The sequence below is a fragment of the Sphingomonas sp. G5 genome, from assembly GCF_052660795.1.
Map to the genome: position 1 here is coordinate 2,789,768 of NZ_CP109660.1, position 17,535 is coordinate 2,807,302.

The following is a 17,535-nucleotide window of genomic DNA, read 5'->3' on the forward strand; positions in this document are numbered from 1 at the left end:
GGGATGCCATGTTCGATCTGCGCCGTCTGCGCCTGCTGCACGAGCTGTCGGTGCGGGGCACTCTCGCCGCCGTCGCCGACGCCCTGTCGTACAGTCCGTCGACCATCTCGCAACAGCTCGCCCTGCTCGAGAAGGAGGCCGGGGTGCCCTTGCTCGAGCCCGACGGCCGTCGCGTGCGCCTCACCGCGCAGGGAGCCGCCCTCGCCGCCCACGCGGCGCGCATGCTCGCCGCCGACGAGGCAGCCCGCGCCGAGCTGGAGCACATGCGTCCATCGCTGGCACCCGTGCGGGTGGCGGTCATGCAGTCCGCCGCCCACGGCCTGCTCCCCGGAGCCCTCGACGCCCTGGCCGAGAGCGAGCCCCAGCTGCGCATCGAGGTGGCCGAACTCGCTCCCGAGGAGGGGCTGTTCGAGGTCGCGGCGCGCGGCTTCGACCTCGTCGTCGCCGAGCAGTACCCGGGTCACACCCGCGAGCACCGCGAGGGTCTCGAGCGCAGCCTCCTGGGGAGGGATGCCATCCGTCTCGCCGTCTCGAGCGACGATCCGGCGCAGAGCCTGGAGGACCTGCGCGAGCGCGCCTGGGTCATGGAGCCGGTGGGCACCGCCGCCCGGCAGTGGGCCACGCAGCAGTGCCGCGCCGCCGGGTTCGAGCCCGACGTGCGCTTCGAGATGGCCGACCTGACCGCGCACGCCCGGCTCGTGGCATCCGGTCATGCCGTCGGCATGATCCCCGATCTCGTCTTCGCGGGTGAGACGCCGCCCGTGCGACTCGTGGGCCTGCCGGGCCAGCCGCGACGCGAGGTGTTCACGGCCGTCCGTCGAGGAACGGCCGACCGCCCCGGCGTACGCGCGGTGCGCGGAGCACTGCAGGTGGCGTACGACCGGGGCGGTCGGTGACGGTCAGCGCGTCAGCGCGATCTCGTTCGGCGTCTTCTCGAGGGTGACGCTCTTCACGACCTCACCGGTGGTGAGATCGACCGCGTGCACGGCGTTCTTCGCGGGCTCGGTCACGTAGGCGATGTCGCCCGAGACCTTGATGGCGGGGTGCGCGTCCTGCCACTCGGCCGGGCCCTCCCACGCGTCGATCACGGGGAAGGCGTCGGTGAACGTCCCCTTCTCGAGGTCGAGCACGTGGATCGCACCGTCAGAGGCCAGGACGTATCCCATATCCCGCGGACCGCGCGCCAGGTCGCGGAAGGTGTACTCGGCCCCTGCGGGCATGTCGATGACGGTCTGCGTCTTGGCGGCCGTGTCGACGACGGAGACGCGGTGCAGCAGGTAACCCTCGGCGTCACGGTCGTCCTTGTAGTCGCCGAGCACGAGCGGGCTGGTCTCGCTCACGAACATGTTGCCCGAGCGTCCGTACGGCTGGTCGGGGGCCTCGATCTTGGTGATCTGACCCTCGTCGAGCACGAGAGCGCCGTTGTCGCACCCGAAGACGACGACCTCGTCCTTGGCGGTGCCTTCACCGTGCACACCCGGGCAGGCCGCGTTCTCGGCGATCGTCGCACCCGAGGAATCTTTCACGACGATGCCCGTGCGACCGTTGGCGTTGCCCACGGTGGTCACGAACGAGCCGTCCTCGAGCACGATCGACACACCGTGGTGCGCCTCGACGCCCGGAACCGTCTCGACCGCGGGCAGGGACTCGGTGGATGCCAGCAGGGCATCGGTGTCGAAGATCGTCGAGTCGCTCGTGCCGTCGGCGTAGAGCACGGTCTTTCCTCCGTGCGTGACCACGTGACCGGGCTTCGACGCCGGGAAGACGAGGTCGGTGAGCTCGGGCTCGGCGGCCGAGGTCCCGGCATCCAGAACCTGGAAGCCCTCGCTCATGGTCACCATGATGTGCTGGCCGTCGCCGGCGGAGTTCAGGCGGGTGAACTCCTCCGACGGGAAGTCGCCGACGGTCTCGAGGGTCTGACCGTCGAGCACCAGGATGCCGCCGGGGTATGACAGCGCGACGCGCGTGGCCGCGTCAGCGGGGGCGGTCGACGCCGGGGCGGCGGACCCGGGAGCGGTGCCGCCGGCGCAGGCCGACAGGGTGACGGTGGCGCCGATCGCGAGGGCGACAAGGCCCGCGCGGGGCAGGGAGAAGCTGCGCATTGGTGTCTCTTTCTTCGGTGGGGTGGGTCTCGTCAGGGAGAGAGCCCGGTGGCGATGCGCTCCGTGTTGACGCGCATCATGGTCAGGTAGTCGGGGGCGTCGCCCGCGGCGTCGGTGAGCGACTCGGTGAACAGCTCGGTCACCTCGACGTGGCGGTCGGCTTCTTCGGCGAGCGCGCGTACGAGCCGGTCGGGAGACGAGGACTCGGCGAAGATCGTCGGCACCTTCGCCTCGTCGATGGCCGCGACGAGGTCGGCGAGGTCGCTCGTACTCGGAGCGGCGAGGGTCGTCCCGCCGGGGATCACCGCCCCGATGAGGCGGAAGTCGAAGCGATCGGCGAGGTAGCCGAACACGTGATGGTTGGTAACGAGGGCGCGCCGCTCGGCGGGGATCGCGGCGAAGGCCGCGGTCATGTCGGCATCGAGCTTCTCGAGCTGTGCGCGATAGGCGACCGAACGCTCGGCGACCTGCGCTCCGCCCAGACCTTCGAGCACGGGCGCGAGCCGGTCGACCACGGCGATCATCTGCGCGGGATCCGTCCAGAAGTGCGGATCGTCGGCTCCCTCCGCATCGGCCGAGGTGTACGGCAGCACGGTGACCACGTCGCCGGCGACGACCGTGTCCACCCCGTCGGCGGCCGCGGCGTCGAGGTGCTGCTGCAGGCCCTCCTCGAGACCGAGCCCGTTGGCGACCAGCAGGTCGGCCGAGCGCATGCGCGCGGCCTCGCCGGCGGAGATCTCGAACGAGTGCGGGTCGGCCCCCGGTCGCATGAGCGTCAGGACCTCGACGTCGTCGCCGGCCAGCTTCGACACGACGTCGCCGAGGATGTTGGTGGTCACCACCACCAGGGGACGATCGGATGCCGCGATACCGCTGCATCCGGTGAGGCACAGCAAGGCGGCCGCGGCGAGGGCGGCGAGGATCCGGCGCATGTCAGCGTCCCGTCTCTGCGAAGAAGAGCGGCGTGCGCTCGGGGGTGAACTCGCGCGCGATGCGTGCGCCGTCGGCGAAGTCGATCTCCCACATCCGGTTCTCGGCCGGCCCGTTGAGGTAGGCGCGCTGCTGGTCGGCGACGAGGGTCACCGGCTGGCCCGCGGCGAGACTCCCCGAGACCAGGGGGTCGGATGCCGCGCGCACCGCGCCGGTGTCGCCGTCCAGCACCAGCACCCGCCCACCGGCGGTGAGGGCCAGGAGGTTCGCGTTCTTGTCGTCGACGGCGGTGACCTGCACGAGCGGCTCGGGGGCGGCCAGGAGTGTCCACGCACGCTCGCGGGTGTCGAGGATCCAGACGCCGGCGTCGCCCGCGAGAGCGGCGACGCTCGGTCGTCCCTCGCGATTGTGGAAGGCCGTGGCGCGGGGCGCGGTGGTCCCGGGCGGGTAGGCGATGACCTCGGCGACCGGCTGCTCGCCGTCGACACTCACGAGCACGGCGCCGTCACGGCATCCGATCACCGCTCCGACGCGTGTCGTGATGGTGCCCGCGGGATCCGCGCACGGGGTGGTCGCCCCCAGGGCCGTGCCGTCCGCCGCGTGCAGCGACACCTGCCCGGCGGCGGCGATCGCCGCGAACGACCCGGCGGGGACGACGAGTCCGGCGCCCGGCTCCGTGGTCACGCGGAACTTCTCGGCCACTTCGCCCTTCGACAGCGCCTCGGTGTCGAGCAGGACCGCCTCACCGGAGTCGGGGAAGAACACCCCCGTGCCGCCCGTGGTCGACGAATTGGAGGTCGCCACCGTGGCCACGCCCTCGCCCGCGACCTCGCCGACCACCCGGGCGGGAGCCCGGTAGTAGTGGAAGTGGTCGACGTGATCCCACGTCCACACCCCGCTGTCGACGATCGAGACGCCGTCCGCATCGGCGGAGAAGAGGTAGCGACCGTCGGAATGCACCGCCGCGGGCGCGCGGACGGTTCCGAGGTCGGCCGTCGACTCGTCGAGGAGGTCGAGGTGCGAGACCCGGCCGTCGGCGTCGATCGAGGTGAGCCCGAGCGCGGGCTCGGCGAGCTCTGCGGCGCCGTCGATCTGACCGTGCGCGTCGACGAGAGGGGTGGAGGTCGCCGCGGACGGCGCAGACGGGGCGGCGCAGCCGGCCAGGGCGACGAGCAGAAGAGCGCCGAGGGGCGCGAGGCGTCGGGTGGGAGGGAGCATGGGGGGGCTTTCCAGGGGGAACGGGAAGGAACGTCAGGCGGGTACAGGCAGGAGGGCGGGAACGCGACGACGCACCTCGTTCGTCGCGAGGCGCAGCAGCCACGAGACGCCCGCGGCCACGATCGCGGTGGCGGCGATCGTCGCTCCGGCCGCGAGCACCATGGTCGAGGGGATGCGTTCGGTCCACTGCCGCGCCGCGACGGCGGGAGCGACGAGCAGCCCCACGACGAGCAGCGAGCCGACGGCCTGGTACGAGGCCACGACCGCCAGGGTCACCAGACCGACCAGCACGGTCTGTGCGAGGCGCGGGCCGAGGCCCAGCACTCGCGCGACGCGCTCGTCGATCGCGAGCGCGACGAGGGAGCGGTGCGTCAAAGTCACGGCGGCGATTCCGACCACCACCGCCACCGCGAGGACGACGAGATCGGCACTCGTGACAGCGAGGATGTCGCCGAAGAGGATGGCCGTGGCATCCGTCGCGAAGCTGCGCGCGTGGGAGATCACGATCACGCCGAGCGCGAGCATGCCGACGAACAGCAGGCCGATGCTCGTGTCGTACGAGAGCTTCGCGCGCCGCTGCACGGCGCCGATACCGAGGCTCATCATGACGGCGCTGAGAGCCGCCCCGATCAGCACCGGCACGCCGAGCACCGTGGCCAGGGCCACACCGGGGAGCATGCCGTGCGCGAGCGCCTCGCCGAGGAAGGCCATACCCCGCACGATCACCCAGGTACCGGCCACCGCGCACAGCACCGCGACGAGCACGCCGCCGAGGAGGGCACGCTGAACGAATTCGAGCGAGAAGGGATCGGTGAGCCAGGACACGATGTTCGACCGTAGCGTTAACTGAGAACGGTTATCAAACTCATATGATGGAGCCCATGACGATCTCCGCCCTGCGCGCTCGCGGTCTCCGCGTCGAGTTTCCCGGAACTGTCGCCCTCGACCGCGTCGACCTCGACCTGCCCCCAGCGGCGCTCACCGTGATCGTCGGCCCCAACGGCGCGGGCAAGTCGACGCTGCTCGAAGTCCTCGCGGGCGCGCGCCCGCCGACATCCGGGACGATCGAGACCGGCGACCGGTCGATCGCCTTCGTCCCCCAACGTGCCGCCGTCGCGGAACACCTCCCCCTCACCGTCCGCGATGTGGTGACCGTGGGGGCGTGGGGCCGCGTCGGCCCGTTCCGCCGCCTGGGGCGCACCCATCGAGAGGCGATCGACCAGGCGATGCGTCGGCTCGACGTGGCGCACCTGAGTCGGCGTCCGTTCTCCTCCCTGTCCGGAGGGCAGCGCCAGCGCGGGCTTCTCGCGCAGGGCCTCGCGCGCAGAGCCGACATCCTGCTGCTCGACGAGCCGACCACGGGACTCGACGCGGAGAGCGCGGAGCTGAACCGCTCGGCGATCGATGACGAGATCGGCCGAGGTGCGACCGTCGCGTGCGTCAGCCACGACGAGAGGCTGATCGCCGAGGCCGACGTCGTGGTCCGCCTCGAGGCGGGCCGACTCAGACCCGCGTACGCACCCGTTCCGTGATGCGGTGGAGGAGGGCGGCGGCGGCCTCGGCGACCTCGCGCGGCTCCAACAGCACGGCGGCTTCGACCTCGGTCGGGAAGCGGCGCAGACCGGCCCAGGGCTCCACGGTGAGGTCGATCTCGAGATAGATGTGGTTCACGCGCCGGTCGTCCGCGTCGAGTTCGCGGCGCAGCAACCCGCGGCCGATGAGGCGATCGACGAGGGTGGTGACACCTGCCGGCGTCACCCCGAGACGCGAGCGCAGGTGCGACGGACGGATGCCCGGCTCGTCACCGATGCAGCGCAGAGCTGCCGCCTCGAGCTCGCTCACACCGAGGTCGATTCGCGCCTTCGCGGCGATCTCATCTCGTGCTCCGACGTACTCGTCGAGCGCCACTGTCAACGCAGAGGACTGTGTCATTTCCGCCACTTCCCCTTCCGGCCCGGCCGGCCACACCTCCACCATAGTGAACATCTCGAATATTTTGCGTAATTAATTAAATCTGTGAAATACGTGCTACCTTAAAGATTAGCCCGCGACCCCAAGCGAAGGAGATCGTCATGGCCACGTTGTTTTACGGATCGGATCTGAACCCGATCGTTCTGCCCGATCGCCTGATGGGATACATCAAGGTGATCACCTCGACCAAGCTCCGACGCGGTGAGTCCTTCACCCTGACGTGGACGGGCACGGCCGAAGAGACCGGCCGCTCCACCATCTGGCTGCAGCCCTCGATTCCCCTGCGCTTCGTCTTCGACGCCGTCGAACCGGAGCAGCTCGTCGGGGAATACCTCCGCTCCCTCGCCGACCAGGCGAACGCCGCCTCGGGTCTCGTCATCGACACGCGCACGTGGGAGACCGCCGAACAGGCCGTCCACGCCCCCGCACGCGTCACGCGCCCCGCCGGCCGTTCCATACGCGCTGCTTGATACCATTTCGAGCCAGCCCGATGCCGCCCGACCCCGCACCGTGCATACTGTGGGGGTGCGACACATTCGCGCGAATGGATCGGAGAGGCCCGTGCCGGTACGCACTCTGCTCGACAAAGCACTGCTCGAGGCGTGGCTGACAGAATTCCGCACGCTCGGCTACCTGACGGGCAGCGACATCCGTGTCCTGGATCAGGAGGACGACACCGACCCCGACACCGGGCTGATCGTCGTCGACCTCACCGAGGCGAAGACCATCACGTACCTGCAGCCCATCACGGGCGAGGACGGCGCGTGGAAGGCGACGATGGAGGCGCGGGACGCCACCATCGAGCTCGGGGCTGTCGCCCTGGTCAACCTCGGCAACGAGGTCAACGTGCTCGGCGCACTCGTGAGCTTCCTCGAGGCGAAGTCGAAAGCACTGCTCGCCGCGAGGTGATCCGGACGTCGCATCCGGAACGAAAAAGGGCACCCGATCGGGTGCCCTTTTCTTTCTCGGTGGCGAGTGAGGGATTCGAACCCCCGAATGCAATGCAGTCTGATTTACAGTCAGATCCCTTTGGCCGCTTGGGTAACTCGCCAGGTGCGCACCCGTCCGGCTTTCTCAGTCGACCGGAGGCGCGATAGACAACTCTACTATCCCGCGAGGGATGCTCGAAACCATCCCGGTCACTCGGGCGTGCGCAGCAGGGCACCCTCGTGCCGGCAGGTCGCGGCGGCGACGTCCATGGCCCGCGAGAGCACGGCATCCCACTCCCCCGCATTCGCGGGAAGCCGGTCGCGCACGAGAGCGGCGGTCGTCGCGAGCACCGCGTCTCCTCCGCCCATCGTGTCGACGATGCGGCCGGGCAGATCCGAGATCGGGCGCGACACCGAGCTGCCGGCCGCGTCGATCGCGGCCCCGCCCGCGCCGTACGTGGCGAGCACCGCACCCACACCCAGGTCGACCAGTCGCGCGCGCAGGTCGTCGAGCGGTCCGCCGTACAGCAGCTGCGCGTCGTCCTCGCCGACCTTCACGATCAGAGCCCCGGATGCCGCCCGCTCGAAGCCGCGGACGAACTCGGCACGGTCGTGCAACATGCCACTGCGCGGGTTGGGGTCGATCGCGAGGGGCGTCGAGGGCGAGGCAGTCGCCTCGACCAGCAGGGAGGTCTGCTCGGGATCGTCGAAGGGGAAGCAGCTCACCACGACCATCGGCGCCGCGGCGATTGCGGCGCGTTCGGCCTCGCCGTACGCCACGCGACGGTTCTGGGCTGCCTCGTTGAAGACGTACTCGGGCTCGCCGCCCGGTGAACGCGTACTCACGGCGCGCGACGAACCGTGCTCCGCAGGGCTCGCGAGCAGTTCGACATCGTGCTCGTCGAGGAAGGCGCGGATCTGCTCGCCCGCCGCATCGTCGCCGACCATGGCGATGAGGGATGCCGGCACCCCGAGCCGCGACAGGCCCACGGCCACATTGAGCCCGGCGCCGCCGACGAACTCGCGAACGCCGGTCTCGTCGCGGATCTCGTCGATCAGCGCATCGCCGATCACGACCACCCGGCCGGTCATCGCGGGACCTCGGCGGTGTCGAGCACGCGGGCGACGAAGTCTTCGGTGCGGCGCTTGGTGCCGTCGATCTTGCGGTCGACGCTCGCGCGGATCTCGCTCGGGGCGAGCGGAGCCGCCAGGCGCACGGTCTCGTGGCACGACATGTCGGCGCAGATGTAGGTGCCGACCGTATCGCCGTGCTCGCCCGCGTCTCCGGCCTTGCGCGCGGTGAACAGCGACACCTGGTCGCCGGGCTGCATCGTGTGGCAGAGGTTGCACATCGCCGACCGCGCTCGCGACTGTCCCTCGGCCGCGCGCAGCACGATCGCGGCGGGTTCTCCGTCGGCCTCGGTCAGGATGTAGCCGCGTCCGCGCGTGCGCGGATCGCGCCACGCCAGGAAGTCGAGGTGGTCCCAGTCGGTCAGGACGAAGTCGTGCGGAAGCTCGACGACCCTCAGCTCCTCGGGGGCGGCGTTGACGAACGCAGCCCGCACCTCTTCTTCGGTGAGTGCTCGCATGGCATCCGAGTCTACGAGCGCCTCTACCCGTGTGGGTCGGACGATGTCGAGGGGGTGTCGACGCGGGGGCCGCGAATAGAATCGACGCACGGGCCCTCCCGCGCCTCGCCTAGCCGCCCGGGCAATCGCACGTACTGCCGCTGTAGCAGGCGCAGTATCCCGGCTCGGGGGTCGACGGCGTTTTCGACTCCTCACGGAGGACGGAGTGGTAGCCGGTACCGGTGTTCAGCACGACCACAAGTCCGGGCGCGTGTGCGCGGATCGCGGCGAGGTCGGGCGGCTCGTTCGTTATGGTCTCACCATCGCCCTCGGCATAGGTGAAGAACGTCTTGGTGTCGAAGCCGGCCGCGGAGCGAAACGCTACCCCGATCGAACGCCCGTCGTTGCAGAGTGCCGTCCCGCCGGGCAGGTTGTCGACGGTGTACGCCTCGCCGTTGGCGTTGTGTCCCGGAATCCCGTACATCTCCCAATACTCAGCCGTCGTGTCGAATGCCGCCTCGTCCGGCTTGCACCCGATAACGGAGAGGTGCGCGCGGTAGGCGGAGATGAGCTGAGCCGGATCGACGGTCCCCGACGACACGACGCGCGACGTCACGTGTCCGCAGGACCAGTAGTACGAGTCGTATGGGCCCCAGGGCGCGCTGTAGCGGCCTCGAGCGCAAGTGTCCTGCACGCTCGTGGAGATCGGCTCCCCCAGGGCGGCCGCGGTGAGGAGATCTTGCTCGTCCGCAGCAGCAGCGGCACGGGCGGCCACCACTTCGGGATCGTGCGCTCCGGAAGGAGGAACGCCTCCGGCTTCGACTGCGCACGCGGACAACGGCAGTAGCCCGACGGTCGCGATCACAACCAGCGTCGCCGCACGGAGAGGGGATGAGCGTCGTAGCATGGCCCGAGCGTAGGGTTCACCCCATACGCCGCCCGGTATGCGCGCCCGTCTACGTCACCGACTCCTTGACACCCCGGGGCTGTACAGTCGCTGTGCGGCAAGCGTCTCATTGGACGAAGAGCCCACATGACCGTTCACCGCCACCCCGGGACTCCCGTTCATGCATGGGCGATCGCAGACTCGACCAGAACGGCGAGCCATCCGCCTCTTCCCTGACTACTCGCGCGTCTACCCGCTCTGGGAGAACTCGACACCAACTTGGGAGGTCGGCTACACCACAGGCCCAAAGGACTACGGCCTGTCCGCGCAGCTCGCTGCGGACCTCGCCGGGTGGCAGTCATTCTGGGAAACGCACACCGACCCCTTCGAGGGCTGGGACGCCGAAGCGAACCGGCAGGCATGGCTGCGCGACGGGCATGCGCTGACGAAGCGACTCAGCGACGAGGTCGCGGCCTTCGCGGACCTTCACGCCGAGTTCGAGCGATGAGTCTGCCACCTCCTGAACAGCGCACGAAACCGACGACCGTGACGAGATGCACCGTGGGCCTCTGGTCGATCTTGGCGACTTTCCCGGAGACCTCTCCGCACACGGGCGGAGTACCGTCCGATCCCCGGAATTCCGCGGCTGTAGACCCACCTCATGGCCAAAGACTCATTATTCGACATAGTCTCCATATAACCGTCGACCAACGGTGTCGTGACTCACAAGACCAGCTGTCTGACGAGAGCAGGACGAAGAACGCAGAATCATACGACGAGGGCATCCGTATCGAGCGATTACTCGACTTAGAAGTGCCGCTTCGGATACCGTTCGAATGTGCGCACCCGCCTTACAGCTCTTATTGATTCCATGCCGCAGATACCTTCAGGCGAGCAGCCGTATGAGATGCACGACGGGAATTTCCGTATTCTCGGGGGCGTTCCGGCGAACTACGTTTGGCCCGATCTTGAGCTCGACGGCAAATCAACTTCGCTTCCGAGTGCTCTCGTCTTGATCACCGCCCCCGGCGCGATGGGCAAGTCCGCGGCGGCAGAAGCTATCGCGGCTACTACCCGCATGCCGTACGTCGATCTCGGGACCATCCGCGTGGGAGCGAGCACCTTAACCGGAGAACTCACTAAAGCTGTCGGTGAGGAGAATTACAGCTCATTCATGCGGGCCCTTCGCGCGGGTGAGGCTGCTCTCGTTCTCGACAGTAGCGACGAAGCGCAGTTACGCGTGGGACGAGATAACTACCTGGCTTTCCTGGAGGATCTCGCTTACCTAGTGCGCGACGCCAAACCGTCTCAGCAAATAATCATGCTGGGCCGGAGGGACTCGACTGAAACAACACTGATCGCGCTCAGCGAGCGCGGCATTCATCCGCCGGTGTATCGCATCGCCCCGCTTTCGCATCGTCAAGCGTCCGACCTCATCGACTTCACGCTGGATTCGGGTTCCGACCGTACAGGCGTTCATCGCCAGCACGCCGTTCCGTTCGGGCAGTTCAGGGACGCACTCTTCTCAGATCTCGCGAACGCGTTGGAACCCGGCGTCGCGTCCGAGGGTCTCGACTACTGGCCCGAAGTGGAGCACTTTGTCGGCTACCCGCCGGTCGTCGTAGCTCTTGCGGAGAGACTGGACGGCGAGGACAACCCGAAAGCGGCGCTCGAGGAGCTGAACGCGACTCCCAGATCGGGGCTGCCTCAGCTACGCGGAACCCTGCTGCGGGGCGTTGTTGAAAAAATCATGGAGCGGGAGAGGTCCAAAGTTCGGGACCGTGTCAGCGATGCGCTTCACATTCAACCTGAAGATCCCATCAGAACCTCCTTCTACGACCTAGATGAGCAAGCGCTGCGGCTGCTCAACATGACGGGAACCATCGGACTGCTTATCGACCACCCCGCTGTCCTCGAGTCCGCGGATCGGGTCAAGTACGACCGGCTCATCGAGTCATTCGTCTTGGATCATCCATTCGTCTTCAACGGCTCGTTCGCTAACAGTGTATTTAGCGACTACGTGCGAGCCTGGGCGGTATCGTCATCTCTCAGCAGGGTCTACGCGGAGAATAGGTCCCAGTTTTTCGCGAGCTTGCCGAAGGCGGGCCCGTTCTTCACTCACTTTCTGCATGCTTTGACAGCGAGCGAGAACGGCGTGGGCACCATCCCAGAAGACCTCGTAGACGATGCTCTCCACTCCTACGCGATGGGAGCCGAGGCCGGGACGTCCACGTACATGCAGCGTGACGAACGAGCGGTTCTCTTCTTCCGTGACGACGATCGGCCCGGCGCAGGGCCCAGCTTCTCCTTCGAGGTGACGGAGCTCTCGGGCATCGTGCCCCTGACCAGCCCGATAGCTCGAACGCTGGTCATCACAGATTACGGAGTGCTCCTGCGGGGAGTGTCCGGCAGCCTCGATATCGGCCCAAACACGCACATCATCGCCGAGTTTATCGAGATCGATGCAAACTCCTTCACCGCTTTCAGCGGCCCCGACGAGAATGCATTCTGGAACGTCATCTCGGCGAAAGAGATGAAGCACGACAGTGATCTCAGCGTCAGAGCGGTCCCATCACCGTCGTTGGCTGTCAGCTGGGACAACCCCTGGCATCAATGGTCCGAGTACGTTGCGAACCTCGCGACCGACCCACGTTTGCCGCGCCGAGTGTCGGCACAGGTGGTTGTCTGCATCCGTCGGGTTCTCTCGTCGTTCAAGGCAAGCATGGTGAACGATCCGAGTGTCTCGTCCGAAAAGATGGATCGTGTGATCATCGGCGACAATGAGGTATTCAAGGCCGCGTTCGAAGCCATGATTGCCCTGGGAGTAGTGGCTCGGGAGGGGAATCTTTACCGCGTCAGCTTGGACAAGCTCGGCAGTTACGGCGTCTCCTGGGCGACCCTTCGAGCAGATGATGCCGCGACCGTGCTCCGACCTCTGACGCACGACATCGTCGCCCGTCCAGAACTGGACCCATTTAAGACCACAAGCTGATAGCCGCCTTGTCGGGCCGACCGCGAATGAAACGACGCGGCGATCAACCGCGCGTCTGCGATCCGAGACAGGCTTACAGGTCGATCTTCAAGACGTTCATGCGGCGTATCGCGACTCTCGTTCGGGGACCCGGATTCCGCGAAATCTCGCGGTTGTAGACTGCTGTCATGGCAAACGACAGCTCGTTCGACATCGTCTCCAAGATCGACCGGCAGGAAGCCGACAACGCGCTCAACCAGGCGCACAAAGAGGTGGAGCAGCGGTACGACTTCAAGGGCACCGATGCGTCCATCGCCTGGAGCGGCGAGTCGATCGTCATCAAGGCGAACTCCGAGGAGCGCGCCAACGCCGTGCTCGACGTCTTCCAGACCAAGCTCATCAAGCGCGGGATCTCACTGAAGAGCCTCGAGACCGGCGAGCCCGTGCAGAGCGGCAAGGAGTACCGCATCACCTCCACGCTGAAAGAGGGCATCTCGCAAGAGAACGCCAAGAAGGTCAACAAGATCATCCGCGATGAGGGCCCCAAGGGCGTCAAGTCGCAGATCCAGGGCGACGAGCTGCGCGTGCAGTCCAAGTCGCGCGACGACCTGCAGGAAGTGCAGCGCATCCTCAAGGCCGCCGACCTCGACGTCGACCTGCAGTTCACGAACTACCGCTGAGCCCCACAGCCCGAGGGATGCCATGGCCGTCCGCGTCGATCTGAACATCTCGCTCGACGGGGTGGCCATGCCCGCTGACCCCTCGCCGGAGAATCCGATGGGCGAGGACTGGGGGCGCCTGGTCGCCGACTACATGGCGACCCGGACGTTCCGCGCGCGTGTCTTCGGCGACACCTCGGGCGCCGGGACCACCGGTATCGACGACCGGTATGCCGCGGCATACTTCGAGGGCGTCGGAGCCGAGGTCATGGGCGCGGCCATGTTCGGCCTGCATTCCTTTCCCGACGACCCCGACTGGCGCGGATGGTGGGGCGACGACCCGCCGTTCCATGTTCCGGTGATCGTGCTGACCCATCGCGAGCGCGCCCCCCTCGCCTTCGCCAACGGCACGCGTTTCGAGTTCTTCTCCGAGAGCATCACGGATGCCGTGGCCCGAGCACGCGCTCTCGCCGGCGACGCGGACGTGCGCGTGGGAGGCGGACTGTCGACCGTCCGGGCCGCTCTCGCCGCCGACCTCGTCGACCGCCTTCACGTGGCCGTCCGACCCGTGATCCTGGGCCGCGGAGGTCGGTTGTGGGACGAGCTGCGCGAGCTGGACACGCGGTACACCGTGACGAGCGAGGTCGCCGAGAGCGGCGTCGTCCACGTCACGTTCGCGCGGTGAGCACTCCCGACGGGTTGCACCGCTGCCCCACGTGCGGTGACCCCCTGCGGTTCGAGGTGCTCGACGACGAGAGGTTCCTCGTGGCGTGGTCGTGCGTGACCTGCGGCCTCATCCGCACGACCGAGCCCGACTGAGCCCATCCGTCAGTTGATGATCTCGGCGTTCTCGTCGCGCATCGTCGTCAGCCTCTCGCGCCAGGCCGCGAGAGCCTCGGGTGTCAGGCGCGTCCAGTCGTCGCGCTCGGCGACGATCCGCAGGGGCGCCGCGCTGCGGAACGACCGCGTGGGGTTGCCGGGGAACTTCTTGTCGGTCACGTTGGGATCGTCCTCGAACGCGCCCGTCGGTTCGACCTCGTAGACGCGGGGCGGCCCGTCACCCGGAATGATCTCCGCGGCCAGGCCTGCACCGTCCAGACGCGAGGTGAAGTACACGTGGTTCATGACGACCTCGGGCCGGTAGTTCGACCGGAACCCGGGTGTGAGCAGATCACCCACAGCGAGGTGGGCCTTCGTCCCGTGGAAGAACGGTCCGGTGTCGAGGGGTTCGACCATCGGCGCGAGGGGCCGTCAGCCCTCGATGCCGTTGATCATCTGCGTGATCTCGCGCTCGGTCTCACGGCCGACGTTGCGCTGCTCGGTGCGCGAGGGCATGTCGCTGTCGTCGTCGACGGTCGGGTTCTCGAACGGCTGCTTCTTGTCCTTGTCCATCTGTCGATGGTGACACGCCGGGGTGGCCGGCGCGAGGGGCTTGCACGTCAGCGATCGCCCCGCAGGGCGGCATCCGTCCACTCCTCGCAGGTGATCTCGCCGCGCGCGACGGCCTCTTCGCGCTGGCGCAGCTCGACCCGGCGGATCTTGCCCGAAATGGTCTTGGGCAGGTCGAAGAACTCCACGCGGCGCACGCGCTGGAACGGAGCGAGCCGTTCGCGCGCGAAGCGCAGGATGTCGAGCGCGACCTCCTGACCCGCCTCACGGCCCGCGGCGAGAACGATGTACGCCTTCGGCACGGCGAGCCGCAGTTCGTCGGGGGCGGGCACGACGGCGGCCTCCATCACGGCGGGGTGCTCGATGAGCACACTCTCGAGCTCGAACGGACTGATCTTGTAATCCGACGCCTTGAAGACGTCATCGGTGCGCCCGATGTAGGTGATGCTGCCGGTCTCGTCGCGGCGCGCGACATCGCCCGTGTGGAAGAGTCCGTCGGCGAAGGCCTCGGCGTTGCGCTCGGGGTCGCCCACGTAGCCGGTCATGAGGTTCACCGGACGTTCGGTGAGGTCGATGCAGATCTCGCCCTCGTCGACGCGCTCACCGGTCACCGGGTCGACGAGCACGATCGGGCATCCGGGAAGGGGGCGTCCCATCGATCCCGGCACGAGCGGGGCGCCGGGCGTGTTCGCCACCACGGCGGTCATCTCGGTCTGCCCGTAGCCGTCGCGGATGTCGAGGCCCCACGCCCGCTGCACCGAGGCGATGACCTCGGGGTTCAGCGGCTCGCCGGCCGAGACGACCTCGCGAAGCGCACCGCGGCGCCCGGTGAGATCCGCCTGGATGAGCATGCGCCACACGGTCGGCGGCGCGCAGAAGGTCGTCACGCGGTCGTTCTCGAGCTCCGACAGCAGCCGCTCGGCCGAGAACCGCGAGTAGTTCAGGGCGAGCACGGTCGCCCCCGCGATCCAGGGGGCGAAGAACAGGCTCCACGCGTGCTTCGCCCACCCCGGCGAGCTGATGGCGAGGTGCACGTCGCCGGGCTGCAGCCCGAGCCAGTACATCGTGCTGAGGTGGCCGACCGGGTACGACGAATGCGTGTGCTCGACGAGCTTGGGCTTCGACGTGGTGCCCGAAGTGAAGTAGAGCAGGAGGCGGTCTTCGGCGGTGGTCCCCGGATGCCGGGCCGGCTCGGCATCCGTGTGGAACGCGTCGTCGTACGTCGCCCAGCCGGCGTACTCGCCGCCCACGACGATGCGGCCCAGTCCCTCGGGCAGGTCGTCGAACTTGTCGGCGTCGGCCGCTCCGACCACGACGTGCCGGATCTCGGCACGCACGATGCGGTCGGCGAGATCGACCCGGCCGAGAGCCGTGGTGGTCGGGGCGATGACCCCGCCGATCTTCATGATCGCGAGCATCGCCTCCCAGAGCTCGACGCGATTGTCGAGCATGAGCAGCACCGACTCGCCGCGACGGACACCGCGGGATGCCAGCCACGCCGCGACCTGGTCGGAGCGGCGCGTCAGCTCGTCGAAGCTGCGCTGGTGGTGGGTGCCGTCGTCGTCCACGACGATGAGCGCGGGCGCGTCATTGCCCCGCGCCATCGGGTCGAACCAGTCGATCGCCCAGTTGAACGCACCGTCGAAGGTCGGCCAGCGGAAGGACGCCGCCTGCTCGGGGTCGGTCCGCGCGGCGAGGAGTTCGTCTCGCGCGGCCCGGTAGCGCTCGGTGGCGGACGCGTCGGTGGGGATCATGGTGCTCCTTCGATCGCGTTCTACGCTATCCGTCCCACCCAGGATCCGAGCGCGTCGAAGGCCGCGGCGCGCGCGGCCGGCGCCGACAGGAACACGTCGTGCACCGCCCCTTCGATGCGCGAGATGGTGACGGTGCGGGCGATGCGAGTGGCGGCGCGCGCGATGTCGTCGACCACGAGCACCGAGTCGGTCTCGCGCATCGCGTCGCTCCATCCGAGCGTCACCGTCGATCGGGCCGACAGCAGCACCAGCGTCGGGCACCCCACATCGACCCCGGATGCCACCCGCGCATGACCCGCGATGATCGCGGCGAGCCAGCCGGGATGGGTCGGGAACCCCTGGGCCGGGCGCCACCCCTCGGGACCGTCGGGGAGGGTGCCCAGCTCGCGCTGGGCGCGCGTGTAGAAGCCGAGGTCGACGACCGGATGCGTGCCGAGCGGGTCGAAGCGAGCGCGCGCGTTCACGATCGGGGCGAGAGCCTGGCGACCGAGCGGACCCAGCTGCAGCTCGAGCCACGGGCTGTTGAGCACGAGGGCATCGGCGACACCCGGATGCCGAGCCGCCCAGAGGGTCAGCGTGAGACCGCCGGTGCTGTGTCCGAGCAGCAGGAGGCGCCGCCCCGCGCTCTTGGTGCCCATGGCATCCAGGGCTGCCTCGATGTCGGCGTCGTACACGTCGAGCGCCGCAACGTAGCCCGGGGTCTGACCGGGTCGCAGACTCCGACCGTACTTGCGCAGGTCCAGGGCGCAGAAGCGGGCACCGCGATCGGTGAAGAACCGGGCGAGATCGGCCTGGAAGAAGTAGTCCGACCACCCGTGCACGTACAGCACGTCGGTCTCACGCAATTCGCCGAACAGACGGGCACCGGGGTGGGGACGCGAGCGCACGAGGGTGGCGACGACCTCGCCCTCGGTATCGCTTCCGAGCGGCAGAGTCTGCTGTTCGAACCCGTCGCCGAGGATATCCGGATGCCACTCCCCCATCGCCCCAGCCTACGGCGGGCGCTTCGCGCACACGAGGGGCTGCCGAAGCCGCATCGAACTCCTGAGGCGCACCGCCCAGCGGACTCGACAGGGCGGTTGGCGTCGTTCTCGGCGCCATGTCTCAGGAGTTGCGCACACGCGGCCCGTAAGACGAACGCGAACCGCCCCGTCCGAA

The 17,535-nt window shown here is 68.3% G+C and carries 21 protein-coding genes and 1 tRNA gene; 9 read left to right on the forward strand and 13 right to left on the reverse strand.

Annotated elements, in window-relative coordinates; genetic code table 11:
• Window positions 1-8: 8 nt before the first annotated feature.
• A complete protein-coding gene (locus NE358_RS13405) occupies window positions 9-896 on the forward strand; it encodes a LysR family transcriptional regulator (RefSeq protein ID WP_116239267.1) in 888 nt (295 codons plus the stop codon).
• 3 nt (window positions 897-899) lie between these two features.
• Here NE358_RS13405 and aztD read toward each other — a convergent pair whose 3' ends face one another.
• From aztD to aztB, 4 genes are read right to left on the reverse strand one after another with little or no spacing between them, the layout of a single operon-like run.
• Window positions 900-2,102, reverse strand: a complete 1,203-nt coding sequence (aztD, locus tag NE358_RS13410) for a zinc metallochaperone AztD (protein WP_289939284.1) — start codon at window positions 2,100-2,102, stop codon at window positions 900-902.
• Window positions 2,103-2,134: 32 nt separating this feature from the next.
• On the reverse strand, window positions 2,135-3,034 hold the full coding sequence (gene aztC / locus NE358_RS13415; RefSeq protein WP_289939286.1) for a zinc ABC transporter substrate-binding protein AztC: 900 nt from the start codon (window positions 3,032-3,034) through the stop codon (window positions 2,135-2,137).
• A gap of 1 nt (window position 3,035) precedes the next feature.
• The gene (locus tag NE358_RS13420; RefSeq protein ID WP_289939288.1) at window positions 3,036-4,250 is read right to left on the reverse strand and encodes an ABC transporter; all 1,215 of its coding nucleotides are present in this window, start codon (window positions 4,248-4,250) and stop codon (window positions 3,036-3,038) included.
• A 33-nt stretch (window positions 4,251-4,283) separates the two neighbouring features.
• Window positions 4,284-5,075: a zinc ABC transporter permease AztB gene (gene aztB, locus NE358_RS13425; RefSeq protein ID WP_499317938.1), complete on the reverse strand. Its 792-nt coding sequence runs from the start codon at window positions 5,073-5,075 to the stop codon at window positions 4,284-4,286.
• A 56-nt stretch (window positions 5,076-5,131) separates the two neighbouring features.
• Between aztB and aztA the strand changes: the two genes are divergently transcribed.
• The gene (aztA, locus tag NE358_RS13430) at window positions 5,132-5,782 is read left to right on the forward strand and encodes a zinc ABC transporter ATP-binding protein AztA (protein ID WP_289939291.1); all 651 of its coding nucleotides are present in this window, start codon (window positions 5,132-5,134) and stop codon (window positions 5,780-5,782) included.
• Here the strand turns inward: aztA and NE358_RS13435 are convergent.
• Window positions 5,754-6,182, reverse strand: coding sequence for a MarR family winged helix-turn-helix transcriptional regulator (locus NE358_RS13435; protein ID WP_174799688.1), 429 nt, complete (start codon window positions 6,180-6,182; stop codon window positions 5,754-5,756). The two genes, aztA and NE358_RS13435, sit on opposite strands and share 29 nt — an antisense overlap.
• Before the next feature lie 140 nt (window positions 6,183-6,322).
• On the opposite strand from NE358_RS13435, the gene NE358_RS13440 reads away from it, so the two are divergent.
• Window positions 6,323-6,691, forward strand: a complete 369-nt coding sequence (locus NE358_RS13440) for a DUF7882 family protein (RefSeq protein WP_103205888.1) — start codon at window positions 6,323-6,325, stop codon at window positions 6,689-6,691.
• Window positions 6,692-6,782: 91 nt separating this feature from the next.
• On the forward strand, window positions 6,783-7,130 hold the full coding sequence (locus tag NE358_RS13445) for a hypothetical protein (protein WP_103205887.1): 348 nt from the start codon (window positions 6,783-6,785) through the stop codon (window positions 7,128-7,130).
• A gap of 60 nt (window positions 7,131-7,190) precedes the next feature.
• Here the strand turns inward: NE358_RS13445 and NE358_RS13450 are convergent.
• The 4 genes from NE358_RS13450 to NE358_RS13465 form a co-directional block, all read right to left on the reverse strand.
• Window positions 7,191-7,272 (reverse strand) — tRNA-Tyr (locus NE358_RS13450).
• 88 nt (window positions 7,273-7,360) lie between these two features.
• On the reverse strand, window positions 7,361-8,242 hold the full coding sequence (locus tag NE358_RS13455; protein WP_289939297.1) for a PfkB family carbohydrate kinase: 882 nt from the start codon (window positions 8,240-8,242) through the stop codon (window positions 7,361-7,363).
• The gene (locus NE358_RS13460) at window positions 8,239-8,739 is read right to left on the reverse strand and encodes an FBP domain-containing protein (protein ID WP_103205885.1); all 501 of its coding nucleotides are present in this window, start codon (window positions 8,737-8,739) and stop codon (window positions 8,239-8,241) included. Before NE358_RS13460 ends, NE358_RS13455 begins: the two co-directional genes overlap by 4 nt.
• Before the next feature lie 109 nt (window positions 8,740-8,848).
• Window positions 8,849-9,496 carry a hypothetical protein gene (locus NE358_RS13465; RefSeq protein WP_289939300.1) on the reverse strand — a complete coding sequence of 216 codons (648 nt, stop codon included), beginning with the start codon at window positions 9,494-9,496 and terminating at the stop codon, window positions 8,849-8,851.
• Between the two features lie 289 nt (window positions 9,497-9,785).
• Between NE358_RS13465 and NE358_RS13470 the strand changes: the two genes are divergently transcribed.
• The 5 genes from NE358_RS13470 to NE358_RS13490 all read left to right on the forward strand — a co-directional run bounded on the left by NE358_RS13470 (window position 9,786) and on the right by NE358_RS13490 (window position 14,053).
• Complete coding sequence (locus NE358_RS13470) at window positions 9,786-10,112, forward strand: immunity protein CdiI family protein (protein WP_289939302.1); 327 nt, start codon at window positions 9,786-9,788, stop codon at window positions 10,110-10,112.
• 330 nt (window positions 10,113-10,442) lie between these two features.
• The gene (locus NE358_RS13475; RefSeq protein ID WP_289939303.1) at window positions 10,443-12,596 is read left to right on the forward strand and encodes a hypothetical protein; all 2,154 of its coding nucleotides are present in this window, start codon (window positions 10,443-10,445) and stop codon (window positions 12,594-12,596) included.
• Window positions 12,597-12,763: 167 nt separating this feature from the next.
• Window positions 12,764-13,255: a YajQ family cyclic di-GMP-binding protein gene (locus NE358_RS13480; RefSeq protein WP_289939306.1), complete on the forward strand. Its 492-nt coding sequence runs from the start codon at window positions 12,764-12,766 to the stop codon at window positions 13,253-13,255.
• A gap of 22 nt (window positions 13,256-13,277) precedes the next feature.
• Window positions 13,278-13,919 (forward strand): dihydrofolate reductase family protein, encoded by a 642-nt coding sequence (locus NE358_RS13485; protein ID WP_141377600.1) that lies wholly within the window; start codon window positions 13,278-13,280, stop codon window positions 13,917-13,919.
• Window positions 13,916-14,053, forward strand: a complete 138-nt coding sequence (locus NE358_RS13490; RefSeq protein WP_289939309.1) for a hypothetical protein — start codon at window positions 13,916-13,918, stop codon at window positions 14,051-14,053. The genes NE358_RS13485 and NE358_RS13490 overlap by 4 nt, the downstream gene beginning before the upstream one ends.
• A gap of 9 nt (window positions 14,054-14,062) precedes the next feature.
• On the opposite strand, the gene arr is transcribed toward NE358_RS13490, so the two are convergent.
• From arr to NE358_RS13510, 4 genes are read right to left on the reverse strand one after another with little or no spacing between them, the layout of a single operon-like run.
• On the reverse strand, window positions 14,063-14,470 hold the full coding sequence (gene arr, locus NE358_RS13495) for an NAD(+)--rifampin ADP-ribosyltransferase (protein WP_116239275.1): 408 nt from the start codon (window positions 14,468-14,470) through the stop codon (window positions 14,063-14,065).
• A gap of 15 nt (window positions 14,471-14,485) precedes the next feature.
• Complete coding sequence (locus NE358_RS13500) at window positions 14,486-14,626, reverse strand: hypothetical protein (protein WP_170210686.1); 141 nt, start codon at window positions 14,624-14,626, stop codon at window positions 14,486-14,488.
• Between the two features lie 47 nt (window positions 14,627-14,673).
• Window positions 14,674-16,377, reverse strand: coding sequence for an AMP-binding protein (locus NE358_RS13505; RefSeq protein ID WP_289939315.1), 1,704 nt, complete (start codon window positions 16,375-16,377; stop codon window positions 14,674-14,676).
• Window positions 16,378-16,397: 20 nt separating this feature from the next.
• Window positions 16,398-17,360: an alpha/beta hydrolase gene (locus NE358_RS13510; protein WP_116239277.1), complete on the reverse strand. Its 963-nt coding sequence runs from the start codon at window positions 17,358-17,360 to the stop codon at window positions 16,398-16,400.
• Window positions 17,361-17,535: the final 175 nt, after the last annotated feature.

Bases quoted from the DNA above. Each gene is read 5' to 3' on its own strand.
- NE358_RS13405 (WP_116239267.1), top strand. From the start codon at position 9: ATGTTCGATCTGCGCCGTCTGCGCCTGCTGCACGAGCTGTCGGTGCGG.
- aztD (WP_289939284.1), bottom strand. From the start codon at position 2,102: ATGCGCAGCTTCTCCCTGCCCCGCGCGGGCCTTGTCGCCCTCGCGATC.
- aztC (WP_289939286.1), bottom strand. From the start codon at position 3,034: ATGCGCCGGATCCTCGCCGCCCTCGCCGCGGCCGCCTTGCTGTGCCTC.
- NE358_RS13420 (WP_289939288.1), bottom strand. From the start codon at position 4,250: ATGCTCCCTCCCACCCGACGCCTCGCGCCCCTCGGCGCTCTTCTGCTC.
- aztA (WP_289939291.1), top strand. From the start codon at position 5,132: ATGACGATCTCCGCCCTGCGCGCTCGCGGTCTCCGCGTCGAGTTTCCC.
- NE358_RS13435 (WP_174799688.1), bottom strand. From the start codon at position 6,182: ATGACACAGTCCTCTGCGTTGACAGTGGCGCTCGACGAGTACGTCGGA.
- NE358_RS13440 (WP_103205888.1), top strand. From the start codon at position 6,323: ATGGCCACGTTGTTTTACGGATCGGATCTGAACCCGATCGTTCTGCCC.
- NE358_RS13455 (WP_289939297.1), bottom strand. From the start codon at position 8,242: ATGACCGGCCGGGTGGTCGTGATCGGCGATGCGCTGATCGACGAGATC.
- NE358_RS13460 (WP_103205885.1), bottom strand. From the start codon at position 8,739: ATGCGAGCACTCACCGAAGAAGAGGTGCGGGCTGCGTTCGTCAACGCC.
- NE358_RS13470 (WP_289939302.1), top strand. From the start codon at position 9,786: ATGCATGGGCGATCGCAGACTCGACCAGAACGGCGAGCCATCCGCCTC.
- NE358_RS13480 (WP_289939306.1), top strand. From the start codon at position 12,764: ATGGCAAACGACAGCTCGTTCGACATCGTCTCCAAGATCGACCGGCAG.
- NE358_RS13485 (WP_141377600.1), top strand. From the start codon at position 13,278: ATGGCCGTCCGCGTCGATCTGAACATCTCGCTCGACGGGGTGGCCATG.
- arr (WP_116239275.1), bottom strand. From the start codon at position 14,470: ATGGTCGAACCCCTCGACACCGGACCGTTCTTCCACGGGACGAAGGCC.
- NE358_RS13500 (WP_170210686.1), bottom strand. From the start codon at position 14,626: ATGGACAAGGACAAGAAGCAGCCGTTCGAGAACCCGACCGTCGACGAC.
- NE358_RS13505 (WP_289939315.1), bottom strand. From the start codon at position 16,377: ATGATCCCCACCGACGCGTCCGCCACCGAGCGCTACCGGGCCGCGCGA.
- NE358_RS13510 (WP_116239277.1), bottom strand. From the start codon at position 17,360: ATGGGGGAGTGGCATCCGGATATCCTCGGCGACGGGTTCGAACAGCAG.